At 55.6% G+C, this 23,645-nt stretch carries 23 protein-coding genes; 13 read left to right on the forward strand and 10 right to left on the reverse strand.

The window, feature by feature from the left end:
* Position 1: 1 nt before the first annotated feature.
* The 4 genes from CA948_RS07600 to CA948_RS07615 all read right to left on the reverse strand — a co-directional run bounded on the left by CA948_RS07600 (position 2) and on the right by CA948_RS07615 (position 2,880).
* Entirely contained in the window at positions 2-394 is a 393-nt protein-coding gene (locus CA948_RS07600; RefSeq protein ID WP_094197231.1) for an ectoine synthase, read from the reverse strand.
* Positions 394-1,701, reverse strand: a complete 1,308-nt coding sequence (ectB, locus tag CA948_RS07605) for a diaminobutyrate--2-oxoglutarate transaminase (protein WP_094197232.1) — start codon at positions 1,699-1,701, stop codon at positions 394-396. Before ectB ends, CA948_RS07600 begins: the two co-directional genes overlap by 1 nt.
* A 97-nt stretch (positions 1,702-1,798) precedes the next feature.
* Complete coding sequence (gene ectA / locus CA948_RS07610) at positions 1,799-2,317, reverse strand: diaminobutyrate acetyltransferase (protein ID WP_238988665.1); 519 nt, start codon at positions 2,315-2,317, stop codon at positions 1,799-1,801.
* A 35-nt stretch (positions 2,318-2,352) separates the two neighbouring features.
* Positions 2,353-2,880 carry a MarR family winged helix-turn-helix transcriptional regulator gene (locus CA948_RS07615; RefSeq protein WP_042481944.1) on the reverse strand — a complete coding sequence of 176 codons (528 nt, stop codon included), beginning with the start codon at positions 2,878-2,880 and terminating at the stop codon, positions 2,353-2,355.
* Positions 2,881-3,305: 425 nt separating this feature from the next.
* Here CA948_RS07615 and yddG point away from each other — a divergent pair, with 425 nt between their 5' ends.
* Complete coding sequence (gene yddG, locus CA948_RS07620; protein ID WP_108727714.1) at positions 3,306-4,217, forward strand: aromatic amino acid DMT transporter YddG; 912 nt, start codon at positions 3,306-3,308, stop codon at positions 4,215-4,217.
* Between the two features lie 163 nt (positions 4,218-4,380).
* Here the strand turns inward: yddG and tldD are convergent, their stop codons facing one another.
* Positions 4,381-5,841 (reverse strand): metalloprotease TldD, encoded by a 1,461-nt coding sequence (gene tldD / locus CA948_RS07625; protein ID WP_094197236.1) that lies wholly within the window; start codon positions 5,839-5,841, stop codon positions 4,381-4,383.
* 526 nt (positions 5,842-6,367) lie between these two features.
* Here tldD and CA948_RS07630 point away from each other — a divergent pair.
* Positions 6,368-6,715 carry an H-NS histone family protein gene (locus tag CA948_RS07630; protein ID WP_094197237.1) on the forward strand — a complete coding sequence of 116 codons (348 nt, stop codon included), beginning with the start codon at positions 6,368-6,370 and terminating at the stop codon, positions 6,713-6,715.
* A 93-nt stretch (positions 6,716-6,808) separates the two neighbouring features.
* On the opposite strand, the gene CA948_RS07635 is transcribed toward CA948_RS07630, so the two are convergent.
* On the reverse strand, positions 6,809-7,456 hold the full coding sequence (locus CA948_RS07635; protein ID WP_094197238.1) for a DUF4136 domain-containing protein: 648 nt from the start codon (positions 7,454-7,456) through the stop codon (positions 6,809-6,811).
* Between the two features lie 163 nt (positions 7,457-7,619).
* On the opposite strand from CA948_RS07635, the gene pepN reads away from it, so the two are divergent.
* The gene (gene pepN, locus CA948_RS07640) at positions 7,620-10,298 is read left to right on the forward strand and encodes an aminopeptidase N (protein ID WP_094197239.1); all 2,679 of its coding nucleotides are present in this window, start codon (positions 7,620-7,622) and stop codon (positions 10,296-10,298) included.
* Positions 10,295-11,320: a class 1 fructose-bisphosphatase gene (locus tag CA948_RS07645; protein WP_094197240.1), complete on the forward strand. Its 1,026-nt coding sequence runs from the start codon at positions 10,295-10,297 to the stop codon at positions 11,318-11,320. Before pepN ends, CA948_RS07645 begins: the two co-directional genes overlap by 4 nt.
* A 258-nt stretch (positions 11,321-11,578) precedes the next feature.
* On the opposite strand, the gene CA948_RS07650 is transcribed toward CA948_RS07645, so the two are convergent.
* Positions 11,579-12,565, reverse strand: a complete 987-nt coding sequence (locus CA948_RS07650; protein ID WP_162496897.1) for a quinone oxidoreductase family protein — start codon at positions 12,563-12,565, stop codon at positions 11,579-11,581.
* Between the two features lie 149 nt (positions 12,566-12,714).
* On the opposite strand from CA948_RS07650, the gene CA948_RS07655 reads away from it, so the two are divergent.
* From CA948_RS07655 to CA948_RS07665, 3 genes are all read left to right on the forward strand, one after another.
* Complete coding sequence (locus tag CA948_RS07655; RefSeq protein ID WP_094197241.1) at positions 12,715-13,575, forward strand: DMT family transporter; 861 nt, start codon at positions 12,715-12,717, stop codon at positions 13,573-13,575.
* A 324-nt stretch (positions 13,576-13,899) separates the two neighbouring features.
* Positions 13,900-14,358: a hypothetical protein gene (locus CA948_RS07660; protein ID WP_108727715.1), complete on the forward strand. Its 459-nt coding sequence runs from the start codon at positions 13,900-13,902 to the stop codon at positions 14,356-14,358.
* 140 nt (positions 14,359-14,498) lie between these two features.
* Positions 14,499-14,990, forward strand: coding sequence for a MarR family winged helix-turn-helix transcriptional regulator (locus tag CA948_RS07665; RefSeq protein WP_159086128.1), 492 nt, complete (start codon positions 14,499-14,501; stop codon positions 14,988-14,990).
* A 127-nt stretch (positions 14,991-15,117) separates the two neighbouring features.
* On the opposite strand, the gene CA948_RS07670 is transcribed toward CA948_RS07665, so the two are convergent.
* From CA948_RS07670 to CA948_RS07680, 3 genes are all read right to left on the reverse strand, one after another.
* Positions 15,118-16,188, reverse strand: a complete 1,071-nt coding sequence (locus tag CA948_RS07670) for a tartrate dehydrogenase (RefSeq protein WP_108727717.1) — start codon at positions 16,186-16,188, stop codon at positions 15,118-15,120.
* Positions 16,189-16,317: 129 nt separating this feature from the next.
* Positions 16,318-17,256 (reverse strand): 2-hydroxyacid dehydrogenase, encoded by a 939-nt coding sequence (locus CA948_RS07675; RefSeq protein WP_108727718.1) that lies wholly within the window; start codon positions 17,254-17,256, stop codon positions 16,318-16,320.
* Positions 17,256-18,758 (reverse strand): helicase HerA-like domain-containing protein, encoded by a 1,503-nt coding sequence (locus tag CA948_RS07680; RefSeq protein WP_108727719.1) that lies wholly within the window; start codon positions 18,756-18,758, stop codon positions 17,256-17,258. The genes CA948_RS07675 and CA948_RS07680 overlap by 1 nt, the downstream gene beginning before the upstream one ends.
* A gap of 139 nt (positions 18,759-18,897) precedes the next feature.
* On the opposite strand from CA948_RS07680, the gene CA948_RS07685 reads away from it, so the two are divergent.
* From CA948_RS07685 to rlmH, 6 genes are all read left to right on the forward strand, one after another.
* Positions 18,898-19,629, forward strand: coding sequence for a YebC/PmpR family DNA-binding transcriptional regulator (locus CA948_RS07685; protein WP_026483044.1), 732 nt, complete (start codon positions 18,898-18,900; stop codon positions 19,627-19,629).
* A 48-nt stretch (positions 19,630-19,677) separates the two neighbouring features.
* Positions 19,678-20,967: a phosphoribosylamine--glycine ligase gene (gene purD / locus CA948_RS07690; RefSeq protein WP_094197245.1), complete on the forward strand. Its 1,290-nt coding sequence runs from the start codon at positions 19,678-19,680 to the stop codon at positions 20,965-20,967.
* Between the two features lie 21 nt (positions 20,968-20,988).
* Complete coding sequence (gene hemF, locus CA948_RS07695) at positions 20,989-21,894, forward strand: oxygen-dependent coproporphyrinogen oxidase (protein ID WP_108727720.1); 906 nt, start codon at positions 20,989-20,991, stop codon at positions 21,892-21,894.
* Positions 21,885-22,502, forward strand: a complete 618-nt coding sequence (nadD, locus tag CA948_RS07700) for a nicotinate (nicotinamide) nucleotide adenylyltransferase (protein WP_108727721.1) — start codon at positions 21,885-21,887, stop codon at positions 22,500-22,502. The genes hemF and nadD overlap by 10 nt, the downstream gene beginning before the upstream one ends.
* Before the next feature lie 8 nt (positions 22,503-22,510).
* The gene (gene rsfS, locus CA948_RS07705) at positions 22,511-22,915 is read left to right on the forward strand and encodes a ribosome silencing factor (protein ID WP_108727722.1); all 405 of its coding nucleotides are present in this window, start codon (positions 22,511-22,513) and stop codon (positions 22,913-22,915) included.
* A gap of 244 nt (positions 22,916-23,159) precedes the next feature.
* A complete protein-coding gene (gene rlmH / locus CA948_RS07710) occupies positions 23,160-23,630 on the forward strand; it encodes a 23S rRNA (pseudouridine(1915)-N(3))-methyltransferase RlmH (RefSeq protein WP_108727723.1) in 471 nt (156 codons plus the stop codon).
* Positions 23,631-23,645: the final 15 nt, after the last annotated feature.

Below are 23,645 nucleotides of genomic sequence, written 5' to 3' on the forward strand. Positions count from 1 at the left end.
TTCAGTCTTCCACGATGGCTGGGTAAACCCCTTTCTCATCGTGAACTTCCTGGCCGGTCAAGGGCGGATTGAATACGCAGATCACTCGCAGCGGCTCTTTACCACCACGCAGATAGTGTTCGTCGTGCTGGTCCAAAGCGTAGACCACGCCTGGGCCCAACTCGTATTTCTTGCCGTCGGCAACGGTTTCGATTTCACCATCGCCCTCGATGCACCATACCGCTTCCAGGTGATTCTGGTAGTGGATGTGCGTCTCGGTGCCAGGAAAAATAACGGTTTCATGAAAGGAAAAACCCATGCCGTCTTTCTTGAGCAAAACACGGCGGCTGACCCAGGTATCTGTACGCACCTCGTCGCGGGTTCCAATCACATCCTGTACGTTCTTCACCAACATTAGCGTGCTCCTCCAATCTTCAGAATCTTGGCTTGGCTGCCACGCTTGGACAGGCACTGCGCCACGCTGCGTTCAATAATGTCCAGCCCTTGAGTCAGCTCTTCATTGCTGATCGTCAGCGCAGGCAGCAGCTTCAGAACTTCGTCATGGGCGCCCGACGTTTCAACCACCAAACCCTGCTTGAAAGCCTGTGCGGCAATTTCATTGGCCAGACCAGCACCGGGTGGGGTCACCAGACCTTGGATCAGGCCGCGACCACGCACACTCAAGCCACGATCGGGGTAGCTGTGCACCAGATTTTCCAGCCAATCGCGCACTTGGCGCTCTTTACCCTGGATCTCGGCTTCAAAGTCCTCGTTGGCCCAGTAACTTTCCAGGGCTTGAGCGGCGGTCACGAACGCCAGGTTATTGCCACGGAAGGTACCGTTATGGGCGCTGGGCTTCCACACATCCAGCTCAGGACGCAGCAAGACCAGGGACATGGGCAAGCCAAAGCCAGACAAGGATTTGGACAAGGTAATAATGTCAGGGCTGATACCGGCCTGCTCGAAACTGAAGAAACGGCCAGTACGCCCGCAGCCGACCTGAATGTCATCGACAATCAGCAACATATCGTGCTCGCGGCACAGACGTTGCAGCTCACGCAACCAACGCTGTGTGGCAACGTTCACGCCCCCTTCACCTTGCACGGTTTCCACGATGACCGCGGCAGGATGGTCCAAACCACTGCTGGGATCTTCCAGCAAACGTTCCAGATAAGCCATCGTATTGACGTCCGGGCCCAAGTACCCGTCATAGGGCATGAACGAGGTATTGCCAAGGGCGACACCTGCTGCACTACGAAACTTGGAATTCGCCGTCACTGCCAGGGAACCCGTGCTGACGCCGTGGAAACCGTGCGTAAAGGAAATCACATTCTGGCGACCCTTGACCTGGCGTGCCAGTTTTAACGCCGCCTCCACGGCATTGGTGCCCGTCGGCCCGGTAAACTGCAAGCGGTAGTTCCACCCGCGTGGTTTGAGCAGAATTTTATCCACCGTTTCAAGAAAATACTTCTTGGCGCTGGTGGCCATGTCCAAACCATGTACCAAGCCGTCGGTGTTCAGGTATTCAATCAGCTTTTCTTTCAGATGGGGGTTGTTGTGCCCGTAGTTGAGCGTACCGGCCCCACTGAAAAAATCGATGTATTGCCGACCTGACTCGTCCTCCAAAACCGAGCCTCGGGCTTTGTTGAAAATGACCGGGAAGGACCGGACGTAGCCCCGTACTTCAGACTCCATCCGGTCGAATATTTTTAAATCAGTCATATTTCCTCTCCTGGTTATAGAACGGCGTGTCTTTTGAGCCGACAAACAACAATCAGCGAACCAGACCGGCTCTACCGTTCTTTTGCGTAAAGTCCCCTTATCCAGAGTCCAAGGGGCCGATTCGTAATAGAGGTTCTGCCTCGTGAGCCTGATCGGCAAACAAGGCGGTATCAAAAAATTCCTGTTCCTGCATGGGCACACCCCAACGCCGTGCCATGGCCGCAAACAAGCCGCGCGACGCCCGGTTCCCGGGGCTGACCGTCGTTTCCAGATAGCGCAGGGAACGACCACGCAAACGCTCTCGTAAGTGCTCCAGCATGGCCTGCCCCAGACGACGCCCGCGGGCGCGCTCATGCACGGCAACTTGCCACACAAAGAGCACATCGGGACGGTCGGGGAGAAAGTAGGCAGAGATGAAACCGTCTATTTGTTCCCCACGCTGCGCGATAACGCAGGTCTGGGAAAAGTGCTCGCTGAGCAGCAAATAGAGATATTCAGAATTCAGATCCAATGGCGGACTGTCGGCAATCAGTTGATGGATTGCAGCAGCATCGCGCAATTGAGGCGCTCGCAGGATCAGCGCCGGGTCACTGGGGGCAGGATCGATGGCAGTCACACTGCCGGCCGAGCTGCCCGGACTGGGTCGGTCCGTCAAACCACCAACCCGGATTCAGGGGGAACATCCCCTTCCGGGACCTCAAGAATAGGCGAGGCCGTCTCATCGGCCTCCAGCACAACATCCGGGTCAGCGTCGAGCAAGCGCACAATGCGCTCCAGGGACAAGGTCATGGTGGCCTGTTCCAGCTCGGGCAACTCTTTCAAGGCGTCCGACAGCTTCTTTTGCAAAGGGGATGGCGTATCGTGTGCCAAGGTCTTACCCTCTGGTGTCGCACTGACAAAAACAATGCGCCGATCTTCACGACCGCGCTCACGCAGCACCAGTTTCTTGTCTTCCAGACGATCCAGAATACCGACCACGGTGCTGGGGCTGACGTGCATCTCGCGACTGATGGCTGTAGCCGTCAGCGGGCCTTTTTCAATAATGGTGCGCAGGCAGATCAACTGAGGCGCGGTGATATTGCTGTACGCCGACAGCTGCCTGGAATGCAGGGCAATCGAGCGCGTAATCTGGCGCAAAGCCCGCAAAATTCGTAAATCGTAGTGTTGATCTGTGGTCATTTAATTAGCCAAACAAAATAATTCAGCACGATTAATTCGTGTTGAAATGATATGCCTAGAAAAGATCTAAGTCAAACCGATTTACACTCAAAATCATACGGAGCGTAAACACGCAGAGCCGACTTAAAACCCCAAAAAGTAAGTACCCGCCCCCTATTGAGCGGGCCAGCAAAATGTGGAAAATGCCCCGCCCTATCCTTTCTTCGCCCTGATCGCGCCAAGACGACACATAGCTTACAGTACACTGTCATGCGCCTTTACCGAGGCGGATCGGTCTGTCTTTAAGCAAGGCAGGGGCACTGCATCAGAATCCTGCTTGCAAACTGCCACAGCCTGATACAGACCCAGCCCATTAACCCATCACCGTCTCGGCCAAGTAAAGCCACGACCTGCCCACGGTGCGCCTGGCAGACAGTAAAACCAGCATGAAGCAATCTGATAAGGCCACCCTGACCGGACTGATCGCCATTGTCCTTTGGAGCACGATTGTCGGTCTGATACGCAGCGTCAGTGACTCTCTGGGCGTAACCGGCGGCGCAGCCCTGATTTACACCCTGGCCTCGGTCTTTCTGCTTTTGTCAGTAGGCTGGGTACGCTTGCGCAGTTTTCCGCGCCGCTACCTGATCTGGGGCAGTGTGCTGTTTGTCTCCTATGAGTTGTGCCTGGCCCTGTCCATTGGCTATGCCCACAACAGTCAGCAAGCCATTGAAGTGGGTATGGTCAATTATCTGTGGCCCACCTTCACTATCGTGGCCGCTATTTTGTTCAATAAGCAAAAAGCCAACTGGCTGATTGCGCCGGGCCTATTCTTGTCCATGATGGGTATCAGCTGGATTCTGGGCGGTGAACAAGGCTTGAGTCTGCACAACATCTGGCTGAATGTGCAGGACAATCCCTTGAGCTACGGCCTGGCCTTTAGCGGTGCACTGATCTGGGCCGGCTACAGCACCATGACCGCCCGCATCGCCCAGGGCAAAAATGGCATCACCTTGTTTTTCATGCTGACAGCAGCGGCCCTGTGGATGAAATACCTGATCCAAGGCGCGCCTGCCATCACGTTCACAGTGCCCGCTTTACTGTATTTGCTGCTGGCTGCCATTGCGATGGGCTTTGGTTATGCCGCCTGGAACGTGGGCATTTTGCATGGCAATGTCACCATACTGGCCGGCGCCTCTTACTTTATTCCGGTCATTTCAGCCGTCCTGTCCACCTTTTTGCTGCAAGCCCCCTTGACGCTGACTTTCTGGCAAGGCTCGGCCATGGTGTGTTCGGGGGCCCTGTTGTGTTGGTGGGCCATTCGCGTGCGCAAACCCAGGCCGGTGACAGGCACTGTCTGAAAAACCATACTCATTAATCCCAACACCGTTGTGACTGCCGCGCAAAAATCAAAACTAAAAGCAATGTGCTGCGCTGCAATAAAAGCGGCATCAAAAAAGACCGCCCCCGTTAATTCAACTTCGGGCGGTCTTTTTATTGGTTTTGATTAGCCAGCAAATTAAATCAGGCGGTTCCACCCACAGTCAGGTTTTCCATCCGCACGGTAGGAATCCCGACCCCAACCGGAACACTTTGACCTTCTTTACCGCAAGTACCCACTCCTGAATCCAACTGCATGTCATTACCGATCATACTGATTTGATTCATGGCATCGGGCCCGCTACCAATCAGGGTGGCCCCTTTAACGGGGTACATCAGTTTCCCATTTTCAATCACCCAGGCTTCCGAGGCGGAGAAAACAAACTTACCGCTAGTAATATCAACCTGGCCGCCACCGAAGTCTACGGCATATAAACCTTTTTTAACCGAGGCAATAATTTCCTGAGGATCCTTATCGCCGCCCAACATAAAGGTGTTGGTCATACGCGGCATGGGCAGGCTGGCGTAGGATTCACGGCGGCCATTACCCGTAATGGCCGTCCCCATCAGGCGCGCATTATGGGTATCTTGCAAGTAGCCTTTCAAAATACCGTCTTCAATCAAAACCGTACGTTGCGTGGTATTGCCCTCGTCATCCATATTTAAGGAACCACGGCGGTTTTCCAAGGTGCCATCATCAATGACGGTCACGCCTTTAGAGGCCACGCGCTGGCCAATACGGCCCGAGAACAAGCTGCTGCCTCGCCGGTTGAAATCGCCCTCCAAACCATGGCCTACCGCTTCGTGCAGCATGACACCTGGCCAGCCCGGCCCCAGAACCACCGTCATCTGCCCAGCGGGTGCCGGTTTGGCTTGTAGATTGGTCATGGCAGAACGCACAGCCTTGTCCACGTAACTGCGCAGCATATCGTCAGAGAAATAGGACAGGTCAACCCGCCCGCCACCGGCTGCCGAGCCGCGTTCACGACGGCCATTTTGTTCAACAATGACCGACAAGGACAAATGCACCAAGGGACGTACATCGGCTGCCAACCGGCCATCGCTACCAGCGACCAGCACCACATCGTATTCCGCCCCCAGACTGGCCATGACCTGCACCACGCGCGAATCTGCCGCACGCGCCAAAGCATCCAGCCTTCCCAGCAAAGCCACCTTCTCAGGGGCAGGCAAACTGGCGATAGGGTCCGTGCCGGTATACAAGGGGGGGCGCGGTGAATCGGTCGGCACCAAAATGCCGCTTTTACCCGAACCGCCCTGGCGTGCAATCGAACGCACCACACGGGCCGAGGACAGCAACGCCTCGGGACTGAGGGAGTCCGAATAGGCAAACGCGGTTTTCTCGCCGCTTAATGCACGCACACCCACGCCCTGCTCGATTGAAAAGCTGCCGCTTTTGACGATCCCCTCATCCAGCGCCCAGCCTTCGCTACGGGTGTACTGAAAATACAAATCGGCGTAGTCGGCCTGATGGGTGAAGATCTCACCGAGCGCGCCAGACAAATGACTTTCGTCCAGACCCCAGGGGTCAAGCAACAGTCCACGGGCACATTCCAGAGCATTGATAGCCGGATCAACTAACTTCATCGTTTATTCCTACTGACAGATCCCCGGCAAGCCCATGGCTGCAAGGGACGAAAATGGGTACCAATAGACGTGCTGACATCAACTTGGCTTCCGTCCATCTGAGCATTAAAACAGAATGTGCCACCGTATGCGATGCCCACGTACGGATCAGGCCATTTACGCCCCTCCCCCCCTAAATCAGCCGATTGAAGCAATCGGTTCAAATATTCTACTTACGACATTTTCTGATACGGAATTAAAACTATTTAAAAATCCGTCTAATTAGAAATGAACCCATATGGTTTTGGTATAAACCCATTCGGTTTTATGATAACCCCTGATTAGATTAATTAATCAAGAGCCATAGAATCGTCTAATACCCTTAAATAATTACAAAAACCAAACACCTTTTTGATTAAGGGTTTATTTTTTATCCAAACCACTTATCTTTTCAAGAAAATCAAAGTACACTGCTTTCACATGATAAACATGAGCTTGTGCAGGCAGGGTTTATCAGATAACTACAAACATGAAACAGGAATCCTATATGTCAGTCGAAACTTACAGCTCCGCAAAGCAGAAGATCGAAAAAGAGATTCTGCGTCTGCAAAAGCAGATGAAATCCCTTAGAGTTAAACAGCGTCGTCCTGTCATTGCGTCTATCGTCAAGTCCATGCAAGACAACGAGATCACGATTGAAGAAGTTGCTGAAGCTCTGGAAAACTCTGCCCGTCGCGGCGCTGGCGCTAGCTCCAATGGTCCCAAAACCAGCCTGCCTCCCAAATACCGCCACCCCGGCACCCAAGACACCTGGACGGGCCGTGGTCGTCCACCACGCTGGATCATTGATGCAGAAGCCAATGGCCGCAGCCGTGAAGAGTTTCTTATCAAATAAGCTTGGAAACCAAACAAAAGAAAGGGACCGCTTTTCAAGCGGTCCCTTTCTTATTGATCTAAAACCCCTACATAATATCGGGGTTCTAGCGACTCAATCTCGAGGTAATGGATATCGGATATCAATCACTTGTCCATTATTACCGGGAAAACCATCAAATATGGCCTGGGACAAAAAAGGCATCTGCTGGTCCAGATTGTCAGAATGGCTATACGACACAGCGGTGGCGCGATACACTTCCGCGCCCGAGTTTTGATTATCCGTAATAATTACATTTAGATAATTTTTATACATAGTGACAGGAACATTCACTACATTCGGAGAATAAAAGAAACCGCCGCCCCAGCCATCATTTGGCGCATAATAGCCGCGACCAATTCCCCATGCGGATGGGCCATAAAAGCTATCTGCAAATTGCGGCACCCAGCTTTGCTCCTGCGGATTGCCATAATCCATTTGCACCACGAAACGCGCCGATTTCAGATCAGGGGCTTGCACCAGTCCTGTCACCCCAATAGAAGCCCGCACAGAATCAGCAAAAGACTGGTATTGCAAACTGCCGCTTTTGTCTGGCGAGGACTTGATGTAATACGTATCGCCACTGGTGGTGGTGGGCCATTGCTGATAACGCGTCAATTTGGCAGACCAGCTAGGCGCAGCGCAAGCCGTAGTCAACAACGCGAATGCCAGGCCCATCAGGCGTAGGGCGCGCCAGGAAGCCCCTTCAGAAAATAAGCTCATCGTTTCACCTTTGCTTGTTTTTCGCTTGCACGTTCAAGCCCGATTAATGGCAGCGCCACAGCGCTGGCGAACAATTAGTGTACTGCCTGTTTCTGGCGCTCAGTGTGGGCGTTCAAACAACATTACAATAGACCATCTTTTTCGATTGTCGGACCAGGATCACATGCGCACAGACACCTTACCCACGATCTCCCGCCACGATTACCAACCCTACCCCTATCAAATAGAAAAGGTACGGTTGGAATTTGATTTGGCGGCCGAGCAAACCTTGGTTCGTCTGGCTTTTCGAGCCAGCAGCCGGGATGGCCAGATCCGCCCCCTGGTGCTGGATGGCGAAGACATTGAACTCATTGAAATCAGTCTGAATGGCGTCGCCCTGAACGCCCAGGATTACCAGCTTGATGAGCAGGGCCTGACGCTCTCGCCGGCGGCCACAGAGTTTGACGTGGTACTGGTGAGCCGCTGCCGCCCCCAAGAGAACACCATGCTGATGGGCCTGTATATCTCGGGCCAGAACCTATTTACTCAATGCGAAGCCCAGGGCTTTCGCCGTATCACTTTCTTTCCGGACCGCCCCGATGTGATGTCCCGCTATGAAGTGGTGCTGCGTGGCGATGCCAAGCGCTACCCGTATCTGCTCTCCAATGGCAATTTGCTGGAAAGCACCACACTGGACGATGGCCGTACTCAAGCTATCTGGGAAGACCCCTTTCCAAAACCTTCTTATTTATTTGCGCTGGTGGCCGGCGATTTTGATGTACGCGAGCGTGAAATCAAAAAGGCCAATGGCCAGCCTGCCCTATTGCAGGTTTATTGCGATCGTGGTGACGGCGATAAAACAGAATGGGCCATGCAATGCCTGGAGCATTCAGTACGCTGGGATGAGCAACGCTTCGGCCTGGAACTGGATCTGGACCGCTTCATGATTGTGGCCGCTCGCGACTTCAATATGGGCGCGATGGAAAACAAGGGCCTGAACATTTTTAATTCCGCCTATGTGCTGGCCGATGCACAAAGCACCACCGATGCGTCCTTCAACGCCGTCGAAGCCGTTATTGGTCACGAATATTTCCACAACTGGACGGGCAACCGCGTGACGTGCCGCGACTGGTTCCAGCTCTCCTTGAAAGAAGGCCTGACGGTGTTCCGCGACCAGGAGTTCTCGGCAGACATGTTGGCGCAAGGACTGGACGGCCCTCAAGCTGCCAGCGCTCGTGCCGTCAAACGCATTGATGATGTCAGCGTCTTGCGCGCGGCCCAATTTCCTGAAGATGCCGGCCCGATGGCTCACCCTATCCGTCCCGAGAGCTATCAGGAAATCAGCAACTTTTATACCGCCACGATTTACGAGAAAGGCGCTGAAGTCATTCGCATGCAGCACACCTTGCTGGGCGAAGAAAACTTTCAGGCTGGCATTCGTGAATACTTCAAGCGCCATGACGGCCAAGCGGTCACGTGCGATGATTTCGTGGACAGCATGGACAGCGTGTATCGCCAAGTCAAGCCTGGCCGCAGCCTGGAACAGTTCCGACGCTGGTATCAGCAGGCCGGCACTCCCCGCGTTCAGGTCAGCCTGCAACACGACCCCGCCACCCAGACCGCTACGCTGACCCTGCGCCAAAGCAATGCCCCCGCTGGGATTGAAAACAAATCCACGCCCAAACCCCCCTTGCATATCCCCTTTGCCCTGGGCATGCTGGATCAACAAGGCGCTCCCTTAACCCTGCACCTGGATGATCAGCAAGGCGATACGCTGGTGCTGGATTTCACTGAAGCGGAACAAAGCTGGACCTTCACGCAGATTCCCGACGCTCCGGTTCTGTCCCTGCTGCGCAATTTCTCTGCCCCCGTGCGGGTGGACTACTACCGTCCGGATTCCGAGCTGGCTTTGCTAGCCCGCCACGACACGGATCCATTTGCACGCTGGGAAGCGGCGCAGTTGCTGGCTACCCGTCTGATTTTGTCCTCGGCCTCGGGACGCACTCCTTCGGCCACACAATTGGCGACCGTGGTGCAAACCTGGCATGCGCTGGTACAAGACCCCGCCTTAAGCCCTGCTTACAAGGCCCGTATCCTGTCCCTTCCCAGCGAGCGTGAATTGCTGGAACAGACCCAGCCCATGACCCCGCGTGCCGTTGTTCAAGCCCGCCGTCAACTCCAACGTGAACTGGGTCTGGCCCTGACTCCCTACTGGCAAGAGCTGTACCAGTACCTGAGCCTGGAACAGGCTCCTTACAGCCCAGACGCCTTGCAGGCAGGCCAGCGCTCCTTGCGCAATCTGGCTCTGAATTATCTGCTGGTTGCCGGCGTGAGTACCGGCCCACGGTTGGCACGCAATCAATACGATCAGGCCACCAATATGACTGATCGCATGGGTGCCTTAAGTGCGCTGGTGAACTACGGCGACCAAGAAGATCGCCAAGACGGCCTGGATGACTTTTTCCAGCGCTGGCAAGACAATCCCCTGGTGCTGGACCGCTGGTTCAGCTTGCAGGCCACCGCCCCCAGCACACAAGTTGCCCAAGTGCGCGCCTTGATGCTGCATCCGGCTTTCTCGATGCGCAATCCCAACCGCGCTCGCTCTCTGATTTTCCAGTTTTGCATGAATAATATGCAGGCGGTACACACGCCCGAAGGCTATACCTTCTGGGCCGAGCAAGTCATTGCCCTGGACAAGCTCAACCCGGAAATCTCTGCCCGTCTGGCCCGTGTGTTTGATAACTGGGCCCGCTTTGAACCCGAAGCCCGCGACCTGCTCAAGGCAGCGCTGGAGCGTATTCAGGCCGAACCCGGCCTGTCGGGTAATGTGGCCGAAATCGTACATAAAGCATTAACTCTTTGACCTCGGAGTCTGTCTTGAAGAAAAACCTTACTCAGTATCTGGTGGAGCAACAGCGCCAGAAAAAAACGGTCACCGCCGATGTGCGCCTACTACTGGAGACCGTGGCTCGCGCGTGCAAGGCCATTGGCCATGCCGTCAGCAAAGGGGCGCTGGGCGGCGTTCTGGGTTCTCTGGACTCCGAGAACGTCCAGGGCGAAGTTCAGAAAAAACTGGACGTCCTGTCCAATGAAATTCTGCTGGAAGCCAATGAATGGGGCGGCAATCTGGCTGCCATGGCCTCCGAGGAAATGGACACCCTGCACCGTATCCCCGACTACTACCCCAAGGGCGAAAACCTGCTCTTGTTCGATCCGCTGGATGGCTCGTCCAATATTGACGTGAACGTGTCCATTGGCACGATCTTCTCGGTGCTGAGCGTACCGCCTGAAGCGCGTGACCGCGTCATCGAAGAGCAGGACTTCCTGCAGCCCGGCGTGCGCCAGGTTGCGGCCGGTTATGCCATTTACGGCCCACAAACCATGCTGGTACTGACTGTGGGTGACGGCGTTGCCGCGTTCACGCTGGACAAGGAAATGGGCTCCTGGGTATTGACCACCGAGCGCGTCACCATCCCTGAGGACACCGCTGAATTTGCCATCAACATGTCTAATATGCGTCACTGGGAAGCCCCGGTAAAACGCTATATCGACGACTGTCTGGCAGGCCCAGAAGGCCCACTGGGTAAAAGCTACAATATGCGCTGGATCGCCTCCATGGTGGCCGACGTACACCGCATCCTGACCCGTGGCGGTATCTTCATGTATCCCCGTGATGCCCGCGCCTCCGGTCGTAAAGGCAAGCTGCGTTTGATGTACGAAGCCAACCCCATGAGCTTCCTGGTCGAGCAGGCTGGTGGCCTGTCGATTGACGGCACACAGCGCATTCTGGACGTGCAGCCCACAGAACTGCATCAGCGCATTGGCGTGATTCTGGGTTCGCGCAACGAGGTCGAGCGCGTGCGCCAATACCACGAGCAAGGGTGACTTCTATCCGCTGCTCGCCAGCGGACACCGTTGCTTTGCTGAAATGAAAATGGCCTCCAATCTGGAGGCCATTTTTTTAGAAGGCAAACTATTCAGGCTGACTGCTGAGCACGTCTTTTCAACTACCAGATAGGTAAATTGGGAAATGACGTAAAGCCAACAAGGGCAGATGAGTGGTTCATAAGCACACCTCTGGTCTCAAGCACAGCGCTGAACAAAGACTATCTGTTCATCACTCTCTACACCCGATAATCCGCTTTAATCCAGTGTCAAAACGGTAGACCCCGTCGTGCGACGACCCGCCAAAGCCTCATGCGCCTGGGCAACCTGATCCAGTGCAAAGCGTTGGCCAATCAGCGGCTTGATCTTGCCTTGCAAAACCAGCTCGAACATCTCATCTGCCGCGGCCTGCATGGTTTCCTGCGTCGGCACATAAGCCCCCAGCACAGGACGAGTCACATACAAGGAACCCTTGGCGGCCAGAGTCGCCAGATTCACACCGGTTACCGGGCCGGAGGCATTGCCAAAGCTGACCATCAAGCCACGCGGTTGCAAGCAATCCAGCGAACGCTCCCAGGTGTCTTTACCCACACCGTCATAAACGACCGGCACTTTTTGGCCATTGGTCAGTTCCAATACACGCTGCACTACATCTTCATAGGAGTAATCAATCACTTCCCAAGCACCATTCGCTTTCGCCAGTGCTGCTTTTTCGGGGCCGGAAACCGTACCAATCAATTTCACACCCAAGGCACGCGCCCATTGGCAGGCATACAAACCCACGCCACCGGCAGCGGCATGGAACAGAATCGTCTGGCCTTCATGCACACGATAAGTCTGGCGCAGCAAGTACCAGCAAGTCAGACCTTTCAGCATCATGGCTGCGGCCTGTTCAAAAGAGACGGCATCGGGAATACGCACGACACGGTCGGCAGGTACATTACGTGCTTGGGCATACGCCCCCAGGGGACTTTGACCGTAAGCGACGCGATCACCCACTTTCAGGTGCGTGACACCCGAACCGACTGCTTCCACAATGCCAGACGCCTCAAACCCCAAACCATGGGGCAAGGGATGGCTGTAGAGGCCATTACGGAAATAAATATCGATAAAGTTCAAACCCACCGCCTTTTGCCGTATGGTGACTTCTTGTTCCTGCGGAGCAGGTAACTCTACCGAAGCCCACTGCAATACCTCCGGGCCTCCATTACGTTCAATCCGTATCGCCTTAACCATCTGCGTCATTGTTTTACTCCTTTGATGAGGGGGCCCGTTGCAATGTCTTAGAATGATGCCTTACACGTATTGCCTGCCCGACCCCGCTGCCCTATCGCTGGCTGATCTAAAGCACCAGAATAGCGTAAATTTCACTCTTTTTTCTCGGATCGCTTTCCATGACGCATGGACGTGCTCTGGCAGCCATTCATGTGGCCGCCGTTCTGTTCGGACTGACCGGTATTTTTGGTGAACTCATCCAGGTCGGCGCCATGCTGATCACCGCTGGCCGGGCCAGCTTTGCGGTCCTGGCCTTGTTTATCAGTATCCGCTCCCAAGGACGCGGTTTGGGGCAAGGCATGAAAGCCGCGGACTTTCGTACCCTTCTTATGGCCTCCATCATGCTGGCCATTCACTGGGCCACTTTTTTTGTGGCCGTCAAAGTAGGCGGCGTGGCCATTGCCACCTTGGGTTTTGCCAGCTTCCCGGCCTTCATTACCCTGTGCGAATGGGCCGTATTGCGAGAGCGCGTCACGGTATCGGAATGGATCATTCTGGCTTTGGTCACCGTCGGTTTGTTGCTGGTTACCCCCTCTTTCGACTTTCAGGATCAATCGACCATCGGCTTGGCCTGGGCCATTGCCTCCGGTTTTACCTTTGCCATGTTCACCCTGATCAACCGCCGCGCTGCCAAACATTTGTCGGCACAGCAAGTGGCCTGGTGGGAGAACCTGTTTGTCGCCCTGATGTGCTGGCCTTTTGCCATACCGCTGCTGGGCGATAGCACATTATTAGACTGGTTCTGGATTGCCCTGCTGGGAGTGTTTTGCACAGCGCTGTCGCACTACCTGCTGGTCTCTGCACTCAGCGTTCTGAATGCGCGCAGCGCCGGGATTGTGATCGCCCTGGAGCCCGTCTACGCCATTGCCTTTGCGGCGCTGCTCTTCGCTCAATACCCCAGCAGCCGTGCGCTGCTGGGCGGTGCCATCATGATTGGCGCCATCACTTGGGCAGGCCTGCGCCCACCCAAGTCCAACTAAGGATTTAGGCCATCGCTTCCAAAGTCTGGGCGATGGCCATTCTTGCCTTTTCCCTACTTATTGGCCCGATGGCGCAATACCAATCGGGCCAGAACATCAAATAGCTGGGCTCACCTAAGCTTTCATCCAGCATCCTCACTAAGAAAGAGCCCCCCCCCAAAGAGCGCCCTTTTCTGTCGATACTCAAAAGCGCTATGACTCAATTGAGCCACCTCAAAATGACAACCAATTTCCATACTGGAAATCAGTTACCATTATAATGAGCTGTACAGCAATGACTGACGCTCTATCTTTCTCAACGCACAAGCACCTCGGAAGGTAACCATGGTAAAAAAATCACCTGGGATAAAACCTAAAATTCATGCGATTGCTGGCGGCCTTGCCGGGATCGTAATCTTCAGTTTTCTGCTTTCCACGACGCTGGTCGAGATTCTTGGCAGCCAGCAAGAAATCGCTTTCGTAAAACGTATGATCGTTTTTCCAGGGCTATTCATATTGGTTCCGCTGCTTGCCCTCACAGGCGGGCTAGGGAAAGCGATGGCAGGCTCCGCCTCGCATCCCACACTGGCAATTAAAATCAAGCGTATGAAAATCATTGCCGCGTTCGGTATCGTGATTTTGATACCCAGTGCACTGGCGCTATCCAAGCTAGCAGCATCAGGCACCTTCGGGCCAATGTTCATCCTCATCCAAACCATAGAAATTTTGGCTGGCGTCACAAACCTAAGCCTCATCATCTTGAATGCTAAAGATGGTGCCGCTCTGTCAAAGCCGGGGTACTGAGACTGCTCAGCAGGAAATATCAAACGCCACAACATTTGAAACCGGTACTATGGGATGCCACTCAACTTACGGCGGCAACCGGTATCCACGAAAGGAGCTTAACGATTAGCAACTACTCTGATAGCAGTCAAAAGCAATCATTGACGGAAATCATTCTCGCCATTTTCCGCTTGAAAACTGCACTACTTGAAAATGGGAATGAGCTGGTGCGGACTATCGTGACAGATAGCACCAACTGGCAAGTCTTGGGCGCTCTCGCACTCGCCAACCACGCCATGACCGCTCCCATGGTGGCTGAAAGTATGGGGATGACGCGCCAGGGAGCACAAAAGCGCTTGAACAAGCTCGCTGAAGACGGATTGGTGAAACCACATTCCAATCCTCGCCATGATCGCTCGCCAATTTGGGAACTCACTGATACCGGGCAGGAAGCCTATCAACAGATCATGAGCCGCTATGATGTCTGGCTCCAATCCCTACTTCCACAATTTCAATCCGCAAGCGCTGACTTAGCTACGACTCGTCAGGTGCTGACAGAGCTGGAAAAAGCACTCAATCACACTGATATCAAAAACGACGTCCTACCCAACATTGATGGTGGGCACCCGATATCCAAAACCAACACACCGTAGCGCACGTCATCGCCACAGCGGCCTTGTGATGTTCCGTGGTCGCTAGCTTTGAGCACTACTTCATGCAATCACTACAAGTACAAACCAACTTGGGCAGGCCTGCGCCCACCCAAGTCCAGCTAAGGGTTTAGGCCATCGCTTCCAAAGTCTGGGCGATGGCAGCACCGACTTCTGAGGTGCTCGCCTGGCCGCCCAGATCGGGCGTACGCGGACCATTAGCCAACACCTGCTCAATGGCTTGCACTACTTCGGCCGCTGCCTGTGGGTAGCCCAGAAAATCCAGCATCAAGGCACCACTCCAGATTTGACCGACTGGGTTGGCAATACCCTTGCCGTAGATATCCGGTGCCGAGCCATGCACGGGCTCGAACAAGGATGGAAACACACGTTCAGGGTTCAGGTTGGCCGACGGCGCAATACCGATGGTGCCGGTACATGCCGGGCCCAGATCGGACAAGATATCGCCAAACAGGTTGGAAGCCACCACCACATCGAACCAGTCCGGGTGCTGCACAAAGTGAGCACATAGAATGTCGATGTGATACTTGTCCCACTTCACATCCGGGTATTGCTCGCCCATGGCGGCCACGCGGGAATCCCACCAAGGCATGGAAATCGAAATACCGTTGGATTTGGTCGCGGCGGTGACGTGCTTGCCTCGTTTTTTAGCCAGTTCAAAAGCGAACTTCAAAACACGGTCTGTACCGGTGCGGGTAAAGACGCTTTCCTGAATGACCACTTCGCGCTGCGTGCCTTCAAACAGGATGCCGCCGCTATTGGAGTACTCGCCCTCGGTATTCTCGCGCACGATAAAGAAATCAATATCACCAGGTTCACGACCTGCCAGCGGCGAACGCACACCGGGCATCAAACGCACGGGACGCAAGTTGATGTACTGATCAAATTCACGACGGAATTTAAACAAGGACTCCCACAGAGAAACATGGTCAGGCACCAGATCAGGCCAGCCCATGGCACCAAAGAAAATGGCCTCGGTATCCATCAACTGGGCTTTCCAATCTGACGGCATCATGGTGCCGTGCTTCTGGTAGTAGTCCGAGCTCCAGTCCAGCACTTTCCAATCAAAATTGATGGCGTGACGACGAGCAGCCACTTCCAAAATACGCAGCCCTTCAGGCATGACTTCCTTGCCGATCCCGTCTCCCGCGATCACGGCAATGCGATGAACTTTACTCATTCCTCTATCCTTGTGGTTTTAGCTGGCCGCAATGGCCTTATTTTGAAAAAGCACTGCTTCGTTCACGAAACAGCAGGCAGCCTGTCAGCTTCCACCGTGCTGGCAGACTGGCCCTCAATTTGAAAACGCTTAATAACCCTGACTATGATCCACTCGTCCGGCCGCTGGTTTACCTTGCTGCAAAAGCTCGATACGTGAGCCAATTTGCTCCAGCGCCAGCTCTCGCACGGTGATGCCCGAAATATGCGGCGTAACCATCACAGAAGGAATGCCCCAATACGGATGATCCGCAGGCAGCGGCTCGTGGGTGAAGGCATCCAGCAAAGCGCCTGACAGATGACCGCTTTTGAGCGCGTCCAGCACATCCGCATCGACCAAATGTCCACCACGAGCCACGTTGATCAAAAAACCACCGGGCTGCAAATTGGACAACAGGTCGCGGTTGATCAGCCCTTCCGTTTGCGGCGTCAGTGGCAAAGCGTTGACCAGGATACGGCTGGCAGAGACGCACGCTTTCAGGCCCTCTTCACCCGCATAGCAAGGGAAGTCCGCTTCATGCAGACGACGCGACCAGCCACGCACGGGATAGCCCAGGCTGGCGATGACCTTGGCAATCTTGCTGCCAATTGCGCCCAGCCCCAAGACGGCTACCGGCCACTGCCGACGATCAATCGGGCGATAGGCTTTCCACTTGCCCTCGCGCGCCTGCTCTTCGTAGGGCTGAAAACGACCCACGGCACGCAGTACACCATACAAGGCATATTCGGCCATTTGCTCGGCCATGCCCGCGTCCTCCAGACGGTACAAAGGCATCTCGGCTGGGATACGGCCTGCCACCGCATCCACGCCCGCCCCCAGATTGAAAGTGGCGCGCAGCGTAGGTTCCTGCTTGAACAAGGCCGTATCCGGTTGCCACACCACGGCGTAGGTCGCCCCGGTGCTGGGCTGACCCGCTACGAACTCGTCAACTTTCCAATCAGGGTAGGCCTTGCGGAATTCGTCCGCCCAACGTGTGGTTTCTGATGGCCGTGCGGTGGCAATAATTAAATGCGGCAGTTGCAAGGGCATTAACGTTTTCCTCCAAATAAAGAGCCCAATACCCCACGCAGCACTTTAGTGGCAGCCCGTTTGGTCTCGGTTCTAATCATGCTTTGCACCAAACCGTCTTTCTTGCCACCGCGCGGCCCTGTTGATCCAAATAGAAAGTCATTGACCACGCCCATCAAGCCATCGTCCTTGTTTGCTGGTGCGCCGACCTGTGTGGCGCCTGCTGCACCATTGGCGGCAGCGTCCGCTGTTTTCTTGGCCAGCACCTCGTAGGCGGATTCGCGGTCAATAGCCTGGTCATATTTCAAGCCGAACAAGGAGGCTTGTCGAACCGCCTGTCGCTCGGCATCAGTGGCCGGGCCAATCCGGCTACCTGGAGCCACTAGCCAGGCACGCTCGGTAGGCGTGGGAATGCCCTTGGCATCCAGCATGGACACCAAAGCCTCCCCCACCCCCAGCTCGGTAATCGCTGCTTCAATATCCAAACCGGGATTAGGGCGCATCGTTTGCGCTGCTGTCTTGACAGCCTTCTGGTCACGCGGCGTAAAGGCGCGCAAAGCGTGCTGAACCCGATTACCCAACTGGCCCAGAACGGTATCAGGAATATCCAGCGGGTTTTGTGTCACGAAATAAATACCCACGCCTTTGGAGCGAATCAGACGCACGACCTGCTCGACTTTTTCCAGCAAAGCCTTGGGGGCACCTGTAAACAATAAGTGGGCTTCGTCAAAAAAGAAAACCAGACGCGGTTTGTCCAGATCGCCCACTTCCGGCAGGCGCTCGTACAGATCAGCCAACATCCACAACAGAAACACCGCGTACAAGCGGGGCGATTGCATCAGCTTGTCGGCGGCCAGCACGTTGATCATGCCGCGCCCAGCAGAGTCGGTACGAATCCAATCCATCACATCCAGGGCGGGTTCGCCAAAGAAGCGATCCGCCCCTTGGGTTTCCAGGCGCAGCAAGGCGCGTTGAATGGCCCCTACACTCGCGGCAGCAATATTGCCGTACTGATTACGCAGCTCGGCAGCACGATCCGATATGTCTTGCAGCAAGGCACGCAAATCCTTCAAGTCCAGAATCAGTTGTCCCTCATCATCAGCCACCCGGAACAGAATGTTCAATATTCCTTCCTGGGTGTCATTGAGCTCCAGAATCTGGGCCAACAGCAAAGGCCCCATGTCGGAGATGGTGGCCCGCACTGGATGGCCCTGCTCGCCAAAAATGTCCCAGAAAGCAACCGGATTGGCGCCCCAGGCCGGTTCAGGCAGCCCCAGCTTTTGCAGACGCTCCTGCAATTTGGGATTGGGCTGGGCAGCCTGAGAAATTCCGCTCAAGTCTCCCTTGGCATCGGCCAGAAAAACCGGGGTTCCCTGCCGGGAAAAAGCCTCGGCCAGTACTTGCAAGGTGACAGTTTTGCCTGTCCCTGTCGCCCCCGTAATACAACCATGCCGGTTGGCCAGAGCAGGCAACAGGTAAATGGGAGTATTGCTGTTTTGAGCAAGCAAAATTGGATCGGCCATGATTGTTTGTTCTCTTCCGGATAGAATGCCAAGTGCCTAGATTCTAGCGACTTTCGCCCAAGCTCGGGCCTTGTCGCACAGACAGGTTAAAATAGATCTGTTTTTCTTTGAACGTAGTCTACTGAATTGGTAATACTTTATGGCCGGACATAGTAAATGGGCGAATATTCAGCACCGTAAAGGTCGTCAGGACGCAAAACGGGGCAAACTTTGGACCAAGATCATTCGTGAGGTCACCGTGGCCGCGCGTGCCGGCGGCCCTGACCCCGAGTCCAACCCACGTTTGCGCATGGCCTGGGACAAGGCAACTGCGGCCAATATGCCCAAAGACAACATTCTGCGCGCCATCCAGCGCGGCGCAGGCGGGGCAGACGACGCCAACTACGAAGAAATTCGCTACGAAGGCTATGGCATTAACGGTGCTGCCGTGATTGTGGACTGCATGACTGACAACCGTCAGCGCACGGTCTCGGATGTGCGTCACGCCTTTACCAAAAATGGCGGCAATCTGGGTCTGGACGGCTCGGTCGTGTTTCAATTTCGCCACTGCGGTCAGTTTCTGTTCGCCCCAGGCACCTCGGAAGACACGATTATGGAGATCGGCCTGGAGGCCGGTGCCGACGACATCGTGACGGATGAAGAAGGCCTGATCGAAGTGCTATGCGCTCCCACGGACTACCCGGCTGTGCAAGCAGCGTTCCAGGCAGCCGGTCTGACCCCCGAAGTAGAGGGTGTCGTCATGAAAGCCCTGAACGAGACCGAACTGAGCGGCGATGATGCCGTCAAAATGCAAAAACTTCTGGACGCACTGGAAGGCCTGGACGATGTCCAAGAGGTCTACACCACCGCTGTCATGGACGAAGCCGAATAACCTGATTCCTGAAAACTCCTCTTTGCGGGCCCTGCCCGACTCATCACTATGAAGCTACTTGTTGTCGGCAGCGGCGGCCGTGAACACGCCTTGGCATGGCGCCTGGCCCAATCTGCACGCGTACAGACTGTCTACGTTGCCCCGGGCAATGGCGGTACCGCACGTGCCGAACGTATTGAAAACCTGGCGATCACCGATATCCAGGAACTGATTGCCTTTGTGAAGCAAGAAAAAATTGCCTTCACCGTCGTTGGCCCGGAAGCGCCTCTGGCCGCTGGCATTGTGGACGCCTTCCGTGCGGCCGGCCTGAAAATCTTTGGTCCCACCCAGGCTGCTGCGCAGCTCGAAAGCTCCAAGGACTACGCCAAGGCTTTCATGGTGCGCCACAACATTCCAACAGCCGCCTACGCAACCTTTACCGACCCGGACGCCGCCAAGGATTACATCCGCCAGCAAGGCGCACCCATTGTGGTCAAGGCCGACGGCCTGGCCGCTGGCAAGGGTGTGATCGTGGCTACCACGCTGGAAGAAGCACTGAGCGCCATTGACGATATTCTGGGCGATGGCCGCTTTGGTGCTGCCGGTGCCCGCGTGGTCGTGGAAGAGTGCCTGACCGGCGAGGAAGCCAGCTTCATCGTGATGTGCGACGGCAAGCATGTACTGCCGATGGCCACCAGTCAGGATCACAAACGTCTGAAAGACGGCGATCAAGGCCCGAACACGGGTGGCATGGGCGCTTACTCCCCTGCCCCTATCGTCAGTCCTACGCTGCACAACCGCATCATGCGCGAAGTCATTCACCCCACCATGCAAGGCATGGCCAAGGAAGGCTTGCCCTACTCAGGTTTTCTGTACGCTGGCGTGATGATTGACGATGGTCCGGACGCAACCCGTCCGATCAAAGTGCTGGAATTCAACTGCCGCATGGGCGACCCTGAAACCCAGCCCATCATGATGCGCATCAAAAGCGATCTGACCGAAACCTTCGAGCTGGCTCTGGCTGGCAAGCTGGACGAGGCCACTATCGAATGGGATCGTCGTACCGCGATTGGCGTAGTACTGGCTGCGGCCAACTACCCCGAAGAGCCTCGTACCGGTGATGCCATCACCCAGTTTGCGAAAGACACCGACGAGTGCATCACCTTCCATGCGGGCACTCAAATGAAAGACGGTACCGTCGTCACCTCTGGTGGTCGCGTACTGTGCGTGACCGCCATGGCCGACTCCATCCGTCGCGCTCAGGAAGCCGCTTACGAGGCCATTTCCCAAACGCATTTCGACGGCAAGCAATTTCGCACCGATATTGGCTGGCGCGCCCTGCCCAGCAACGAATCCTGATTGTCGCAGCAAGGTCTTTTCATGTCTTTACCCATTGATACCGTCCAGGCTTATTTCCGTCAGTTGCAAAGCCACATCGTGGACACTCTGGAGCAACTGGATGGTACGCCTTTCGAGTCGGACCAGTGGGATCGTCCAGAAGGCGGTGGCGGTCTGTCCCGCCTGCTGGAGAACGGCCCCGTGTTCGAGCGGGCTGCCGTTTTGTTCAGCCATGTCAAAGGCCACACCCTGCCTCCTTCGGCCAGCGCCCACCGCCCTGAATTGGCCGGACGCCCCTGGGAGGCCATGGGTGTTTCGCTGGTGATACACCCGCGTAATCCCTTTGTGCCCACCACGCACATGAACGTGCGCATGTTTGTGGCCCAGGCCCAGACAGCGGATCAAGACGATGTATTCTGGTTTGGCGGCGGTATGGACTTGACGCCCTACTACCTGCACGAAGACGATGCCCGCCATTTCCATCAGGTGTGCCACGATGCCCTGGCACCGCACGGTGCGGATTACTACCCGCGCTACAAGCGCTGGTGCGACGAGTATTTCTATCTGAAGCACCGCAACGAAACCCGTGGTATTGGCGGCATTTTCTACGACGATTTGAACGAGTCCGGCTTTGAAGCCAGCTTTGCCCTGACCCGCTCCGTGGGCAACTCCTTTACCGATGCCTACGTGCCCATCGTGCGTGCCCGCATGGATCAGGAATACACCCAGGAAAATCGGGACTTCCAGGCCATTCGTCGTGGCCGCTATGTCGAATTCAATCTGGTCTTTGACCGCGGCACCCTGTTTGGTCTGCAATCGGGGGGGCGTACGGAATCCATCCTGCTGTCCATGCCTCCCCAGGCAAACTGGCGCTACAACTGGTCGCCCGAACCTGGCACACCGGAAGCGGCTTTGGCGCAATACCTGGTGCCTCGCGAATGGATTTAAAGCGAGTCGGGCTCTTGGGTGGCAGTTTCGACCCCATCCATAAAGCCCATATAGCACTGGCTCTTGCTGCATTCGAGCAATTGCAGCTGGATCAGGTTCAACTGCTGCCCGCTGCCCAGCCCTGGCAACGCGACGCCCTGGGTGCCAGCACCCAGGACCGTCTGGCCATGGCCGAACTGGCCACCCAAAGCCACCACGGGCTGCAAGTGAACCCCGTAGAGATCGAACGCGGCGGCCCCACCTACACCATAGACACGGTGCGCAGCTTGCCTGCCGGGTCGCGGTACTACTGGATTTTAGGCAGCGACCAACTGCATAATTTCTGCAGCTGGAACGACTGGCAGGAAATTCTTGAATACGTCGAGCTGGCGGTGGCCCAGCGCCCCGGCAGTCCTGTGGAAACGCCCGCAGCCTTGCAACAGGAGCTGAGTCGACTTCAGCGCCGTTTACATCAGATCGACTTTCTGCCCATGGACATCTCGGCCACCCAAATTCGGGAGCGAGTGCAGCGCGGTGACAACATCACCGCCCTGGTCCCGGAAGAAGTCGCTCAATACATTGACAAAAAACGGCTCTATCTTTCCCACCCACAGGTGCGCCCTGTATAGTTCTTTTTATGAATATAGAAACACTTCAACGACTCGTCATCGATGCCCTCGAAGACGTCAAAGCTCAAGACATCAAGGTCTTTAGCACTACCCACATGACCGGCCTGTTCGATCGTGTGGTCATCGCCAGTGGTACGTCCAACCGGCAAACCCGCGCTCTGGCCCAGAACGTGTTTGATAAAGCACGTCAAAACAAAGTCGACGTTCTGGCCCATGAAGGCGAGGACACCGGCGAATGGGTATTGCTGGATTTGGGTGACATTGTGGTGCATTGCATGCAGCCCGCCATCCGCCAGTATTACAACCTGGAAGAACTTTGGGGCGAGCGCCCTGTCGAAGTGGAACTGCTGCCGCAATCGCGCCAGGTTCCACCCACTGGCTTTTTCGCCAGCGCCGACGAAGACGCAGACTAAGCTCTTGCTCCTGCCTGTCGGCAACACCCAGGCCGCAGCTTATGATGCGGCCTTTTTTTTACCGCCGGGCCACCCCAAGGCTCGGCACCCCCGGTAAAAAACGCCCCCTCGGGGATGAGCCCGGACACACAGAAGCCCATTGGGAACGGCTGTGTATCAGGCAAATCCGAGCGGCATACAGGCCGCGAGGGGGAGCGCAAGCCGAAGGCGCAACGTGGGGGCTTTTTTTCTTGTACGACATTTCATGAAACTCATTGTCATTGCCGTCGGTCAGCGTATGCCCGACTGGGTAGAACAAGGCTGGCAGGAATATGCTCGCCGCCTGCCCCAGGACTGCGCCATAGAACTGCGTGAAATCAAGGCCGAGCCCCGTACCAGCGGCAAAACACCTGCCCAGATGATGCAGGCTGAAGCCAAACGTATTGAAGCAGCCATCCCCGCCCAGGCAATGCGTATTGCTCTGGACGAACGCGGCAAGGACCTGACCACCGTCAAGCTAGCCCAGGAACTGGAACGTTGGCGCAGCAGTGGTCAGGATATTGCGATTCTGGTCGGAGGCCCGGACGGGCTGGACGCAAGCTTGAAGCAAAGTTGCCACGGCATGCTGCGCCTGTCCTCCCTGACGCTGCCCCACCCTCTGGTACGCATTTTTCTGGCCGAACAACTGTATCGCGCCTGGTCCGTCATGACCGGGCATCCTTATCACCGCGCCTGAATCTTCTTTAGCTCT

Source organism: Alcaligenes aquatilis, from assembly GCF_003076515.1.
Classification (GTDB): Bacteria; Pseudomonadota; Gammaproteobacteria; order Burkholderiales; family Burkholderiaceae_B; genus Alcaligenes; species Alcaligenes aquatilis.

Excerpts from the sequence above, each read along its gene's own strand:
- CA948_RS07600 (WP_094197231.1), bottom strand. The coding sequence starts at position 394 with ATGTTGGTGAAGAACGTACAGGATGTGATTGGAACCCGCGACGAGGTG.
- ectB (WP_094197232.1), bottom strand. The coding sequence starts at position 1,701 with ATGACTGATTTAAAAATATTCGACCGGATGGAGTCTGAAGTACGGGGC.
- CA948_RS07615 (WP_042481944.1), bottom strand. The coding sequence starts at position 2,880 with ATGACCACAGATCAACACTACGATTTACGAATTTTGCGGGCTTTGCGC.
- yddG (WP_108727714.1), top strand. The coding sequence starts at position 3,306 with ATGAAGCAATCTGATAAGGCCACCCTGACCGGACTGATCGCCATTGTC.
- tldD (WP_094197236.1), bottom strand. The coding sequence starts at position 5,841 with ATGAAGTTAGTTGATCCGGCTATCAATGCTCTGGAATGTGCCCGTGGA.
- CA948_RS07630 (WP_094197237.1), top strand. The coding sequence starts at position 6,368 with ATGTCAGTCGAAACTTACAGCTCCGCAAAGCAGAAGATCGAAAAAGAG.
- CA948_RS07635 (WP_094197238.1), bottom strand. The coding sequence starts at position 7,456 with ATGAGCTTATTTTCTGAAGGGGCTTCCTGGCGCGCCCTACGCCTGATG.
- pepN (WP_094197239.1), top strand. The coding sequence starts at position 7,620 with ATGCGCACAGACACCTTACCCACGATCTCCCGCCACGATTACCAACCC.
- CA948_RS07650 (WP_162496897.1), bottom strand. The coding sequence starts at position 12,565 with ATGACGCAGATGGTTAAGGCGATACGGATTGAACGTAATGGAGGCCCG.
- CA948_RS07655 (WP_094197241.1), top strand. The coding sequence starts at position 12,715 with ATGACGCATGGACGTGCTCTGGCAGCCATTCATGTGGCCGCCGTTCTG.
- CA948_RS07660 (WP_108727715.1), top strand. The coding sequence starts at position 13,900 with ATGGTAAAAAAATCACCTGGGATAAAACCTAAAATTCATGCGATTGCT.
- CA948_RS07670 (WP_108727717.1), bottom strand. The coding sequence starts at position 16,188 with ATGAGTAAAGTTCATCGCATTGCCGTGATCGCGGGAGACGGGATCGGC.
- CA948_RS07675 (WP_108727718.1), bottom strand. The coding sequence starts at position 17,256 with ATGCCCTTGCAACTGCCGCATTTAATTATTGCCACCGCACGGCCATCA.
- CA948_RS07680 (WP_108727719.1), bottom strand. The coding sequence starts at position 18,758 with ATGGCCGATCCAATTTTGCTTGCTCAAAACAGCAATACTCCCATTTAC.
- CA948_RS07685 (WP_026483044.1), top strand. The coding sequence starts at position 18,898 with ATGGCCGGACATAGTAAATGGGCGAATATTCAGCACCGTAAAGGTCGT.
- purD (WP_094197245.1), top strand. The coding sequence starts at position 19,678 with ATGAAGCTACTTGTTGTCGGCAGCGGCGGCCGTGAACACGCCTTGGCA.
- hemF (WP_108727720.1), top strand. The coding sequence starts at position 20,989 with ATGTCTTTACCCATTGATACCGTCCAGGCTTATTTCCGTCAGTTGCAA.
- nadD (WP_108727721.1), top strand. The coding sequence starts at position 21,885 with ATGGATTTAAAGCGAGTCGGGCTCTTGGGTGGCAGTTTCGACCCCATC.
- rsfS (WP_108727722.1), top strand. The coding sequence starts at position 22,511 with ATGAATATAGAAACACTTCAACGACTCGTCATCGATGCCCTCGAAGAC.
- rlmH (WP_108727723.1), top strand. The coding sequence starts at position 23,160 with ATGAAACTCATTGTCATTGCCGTCGGTCAGCGTATGCCCGACTGGGTA.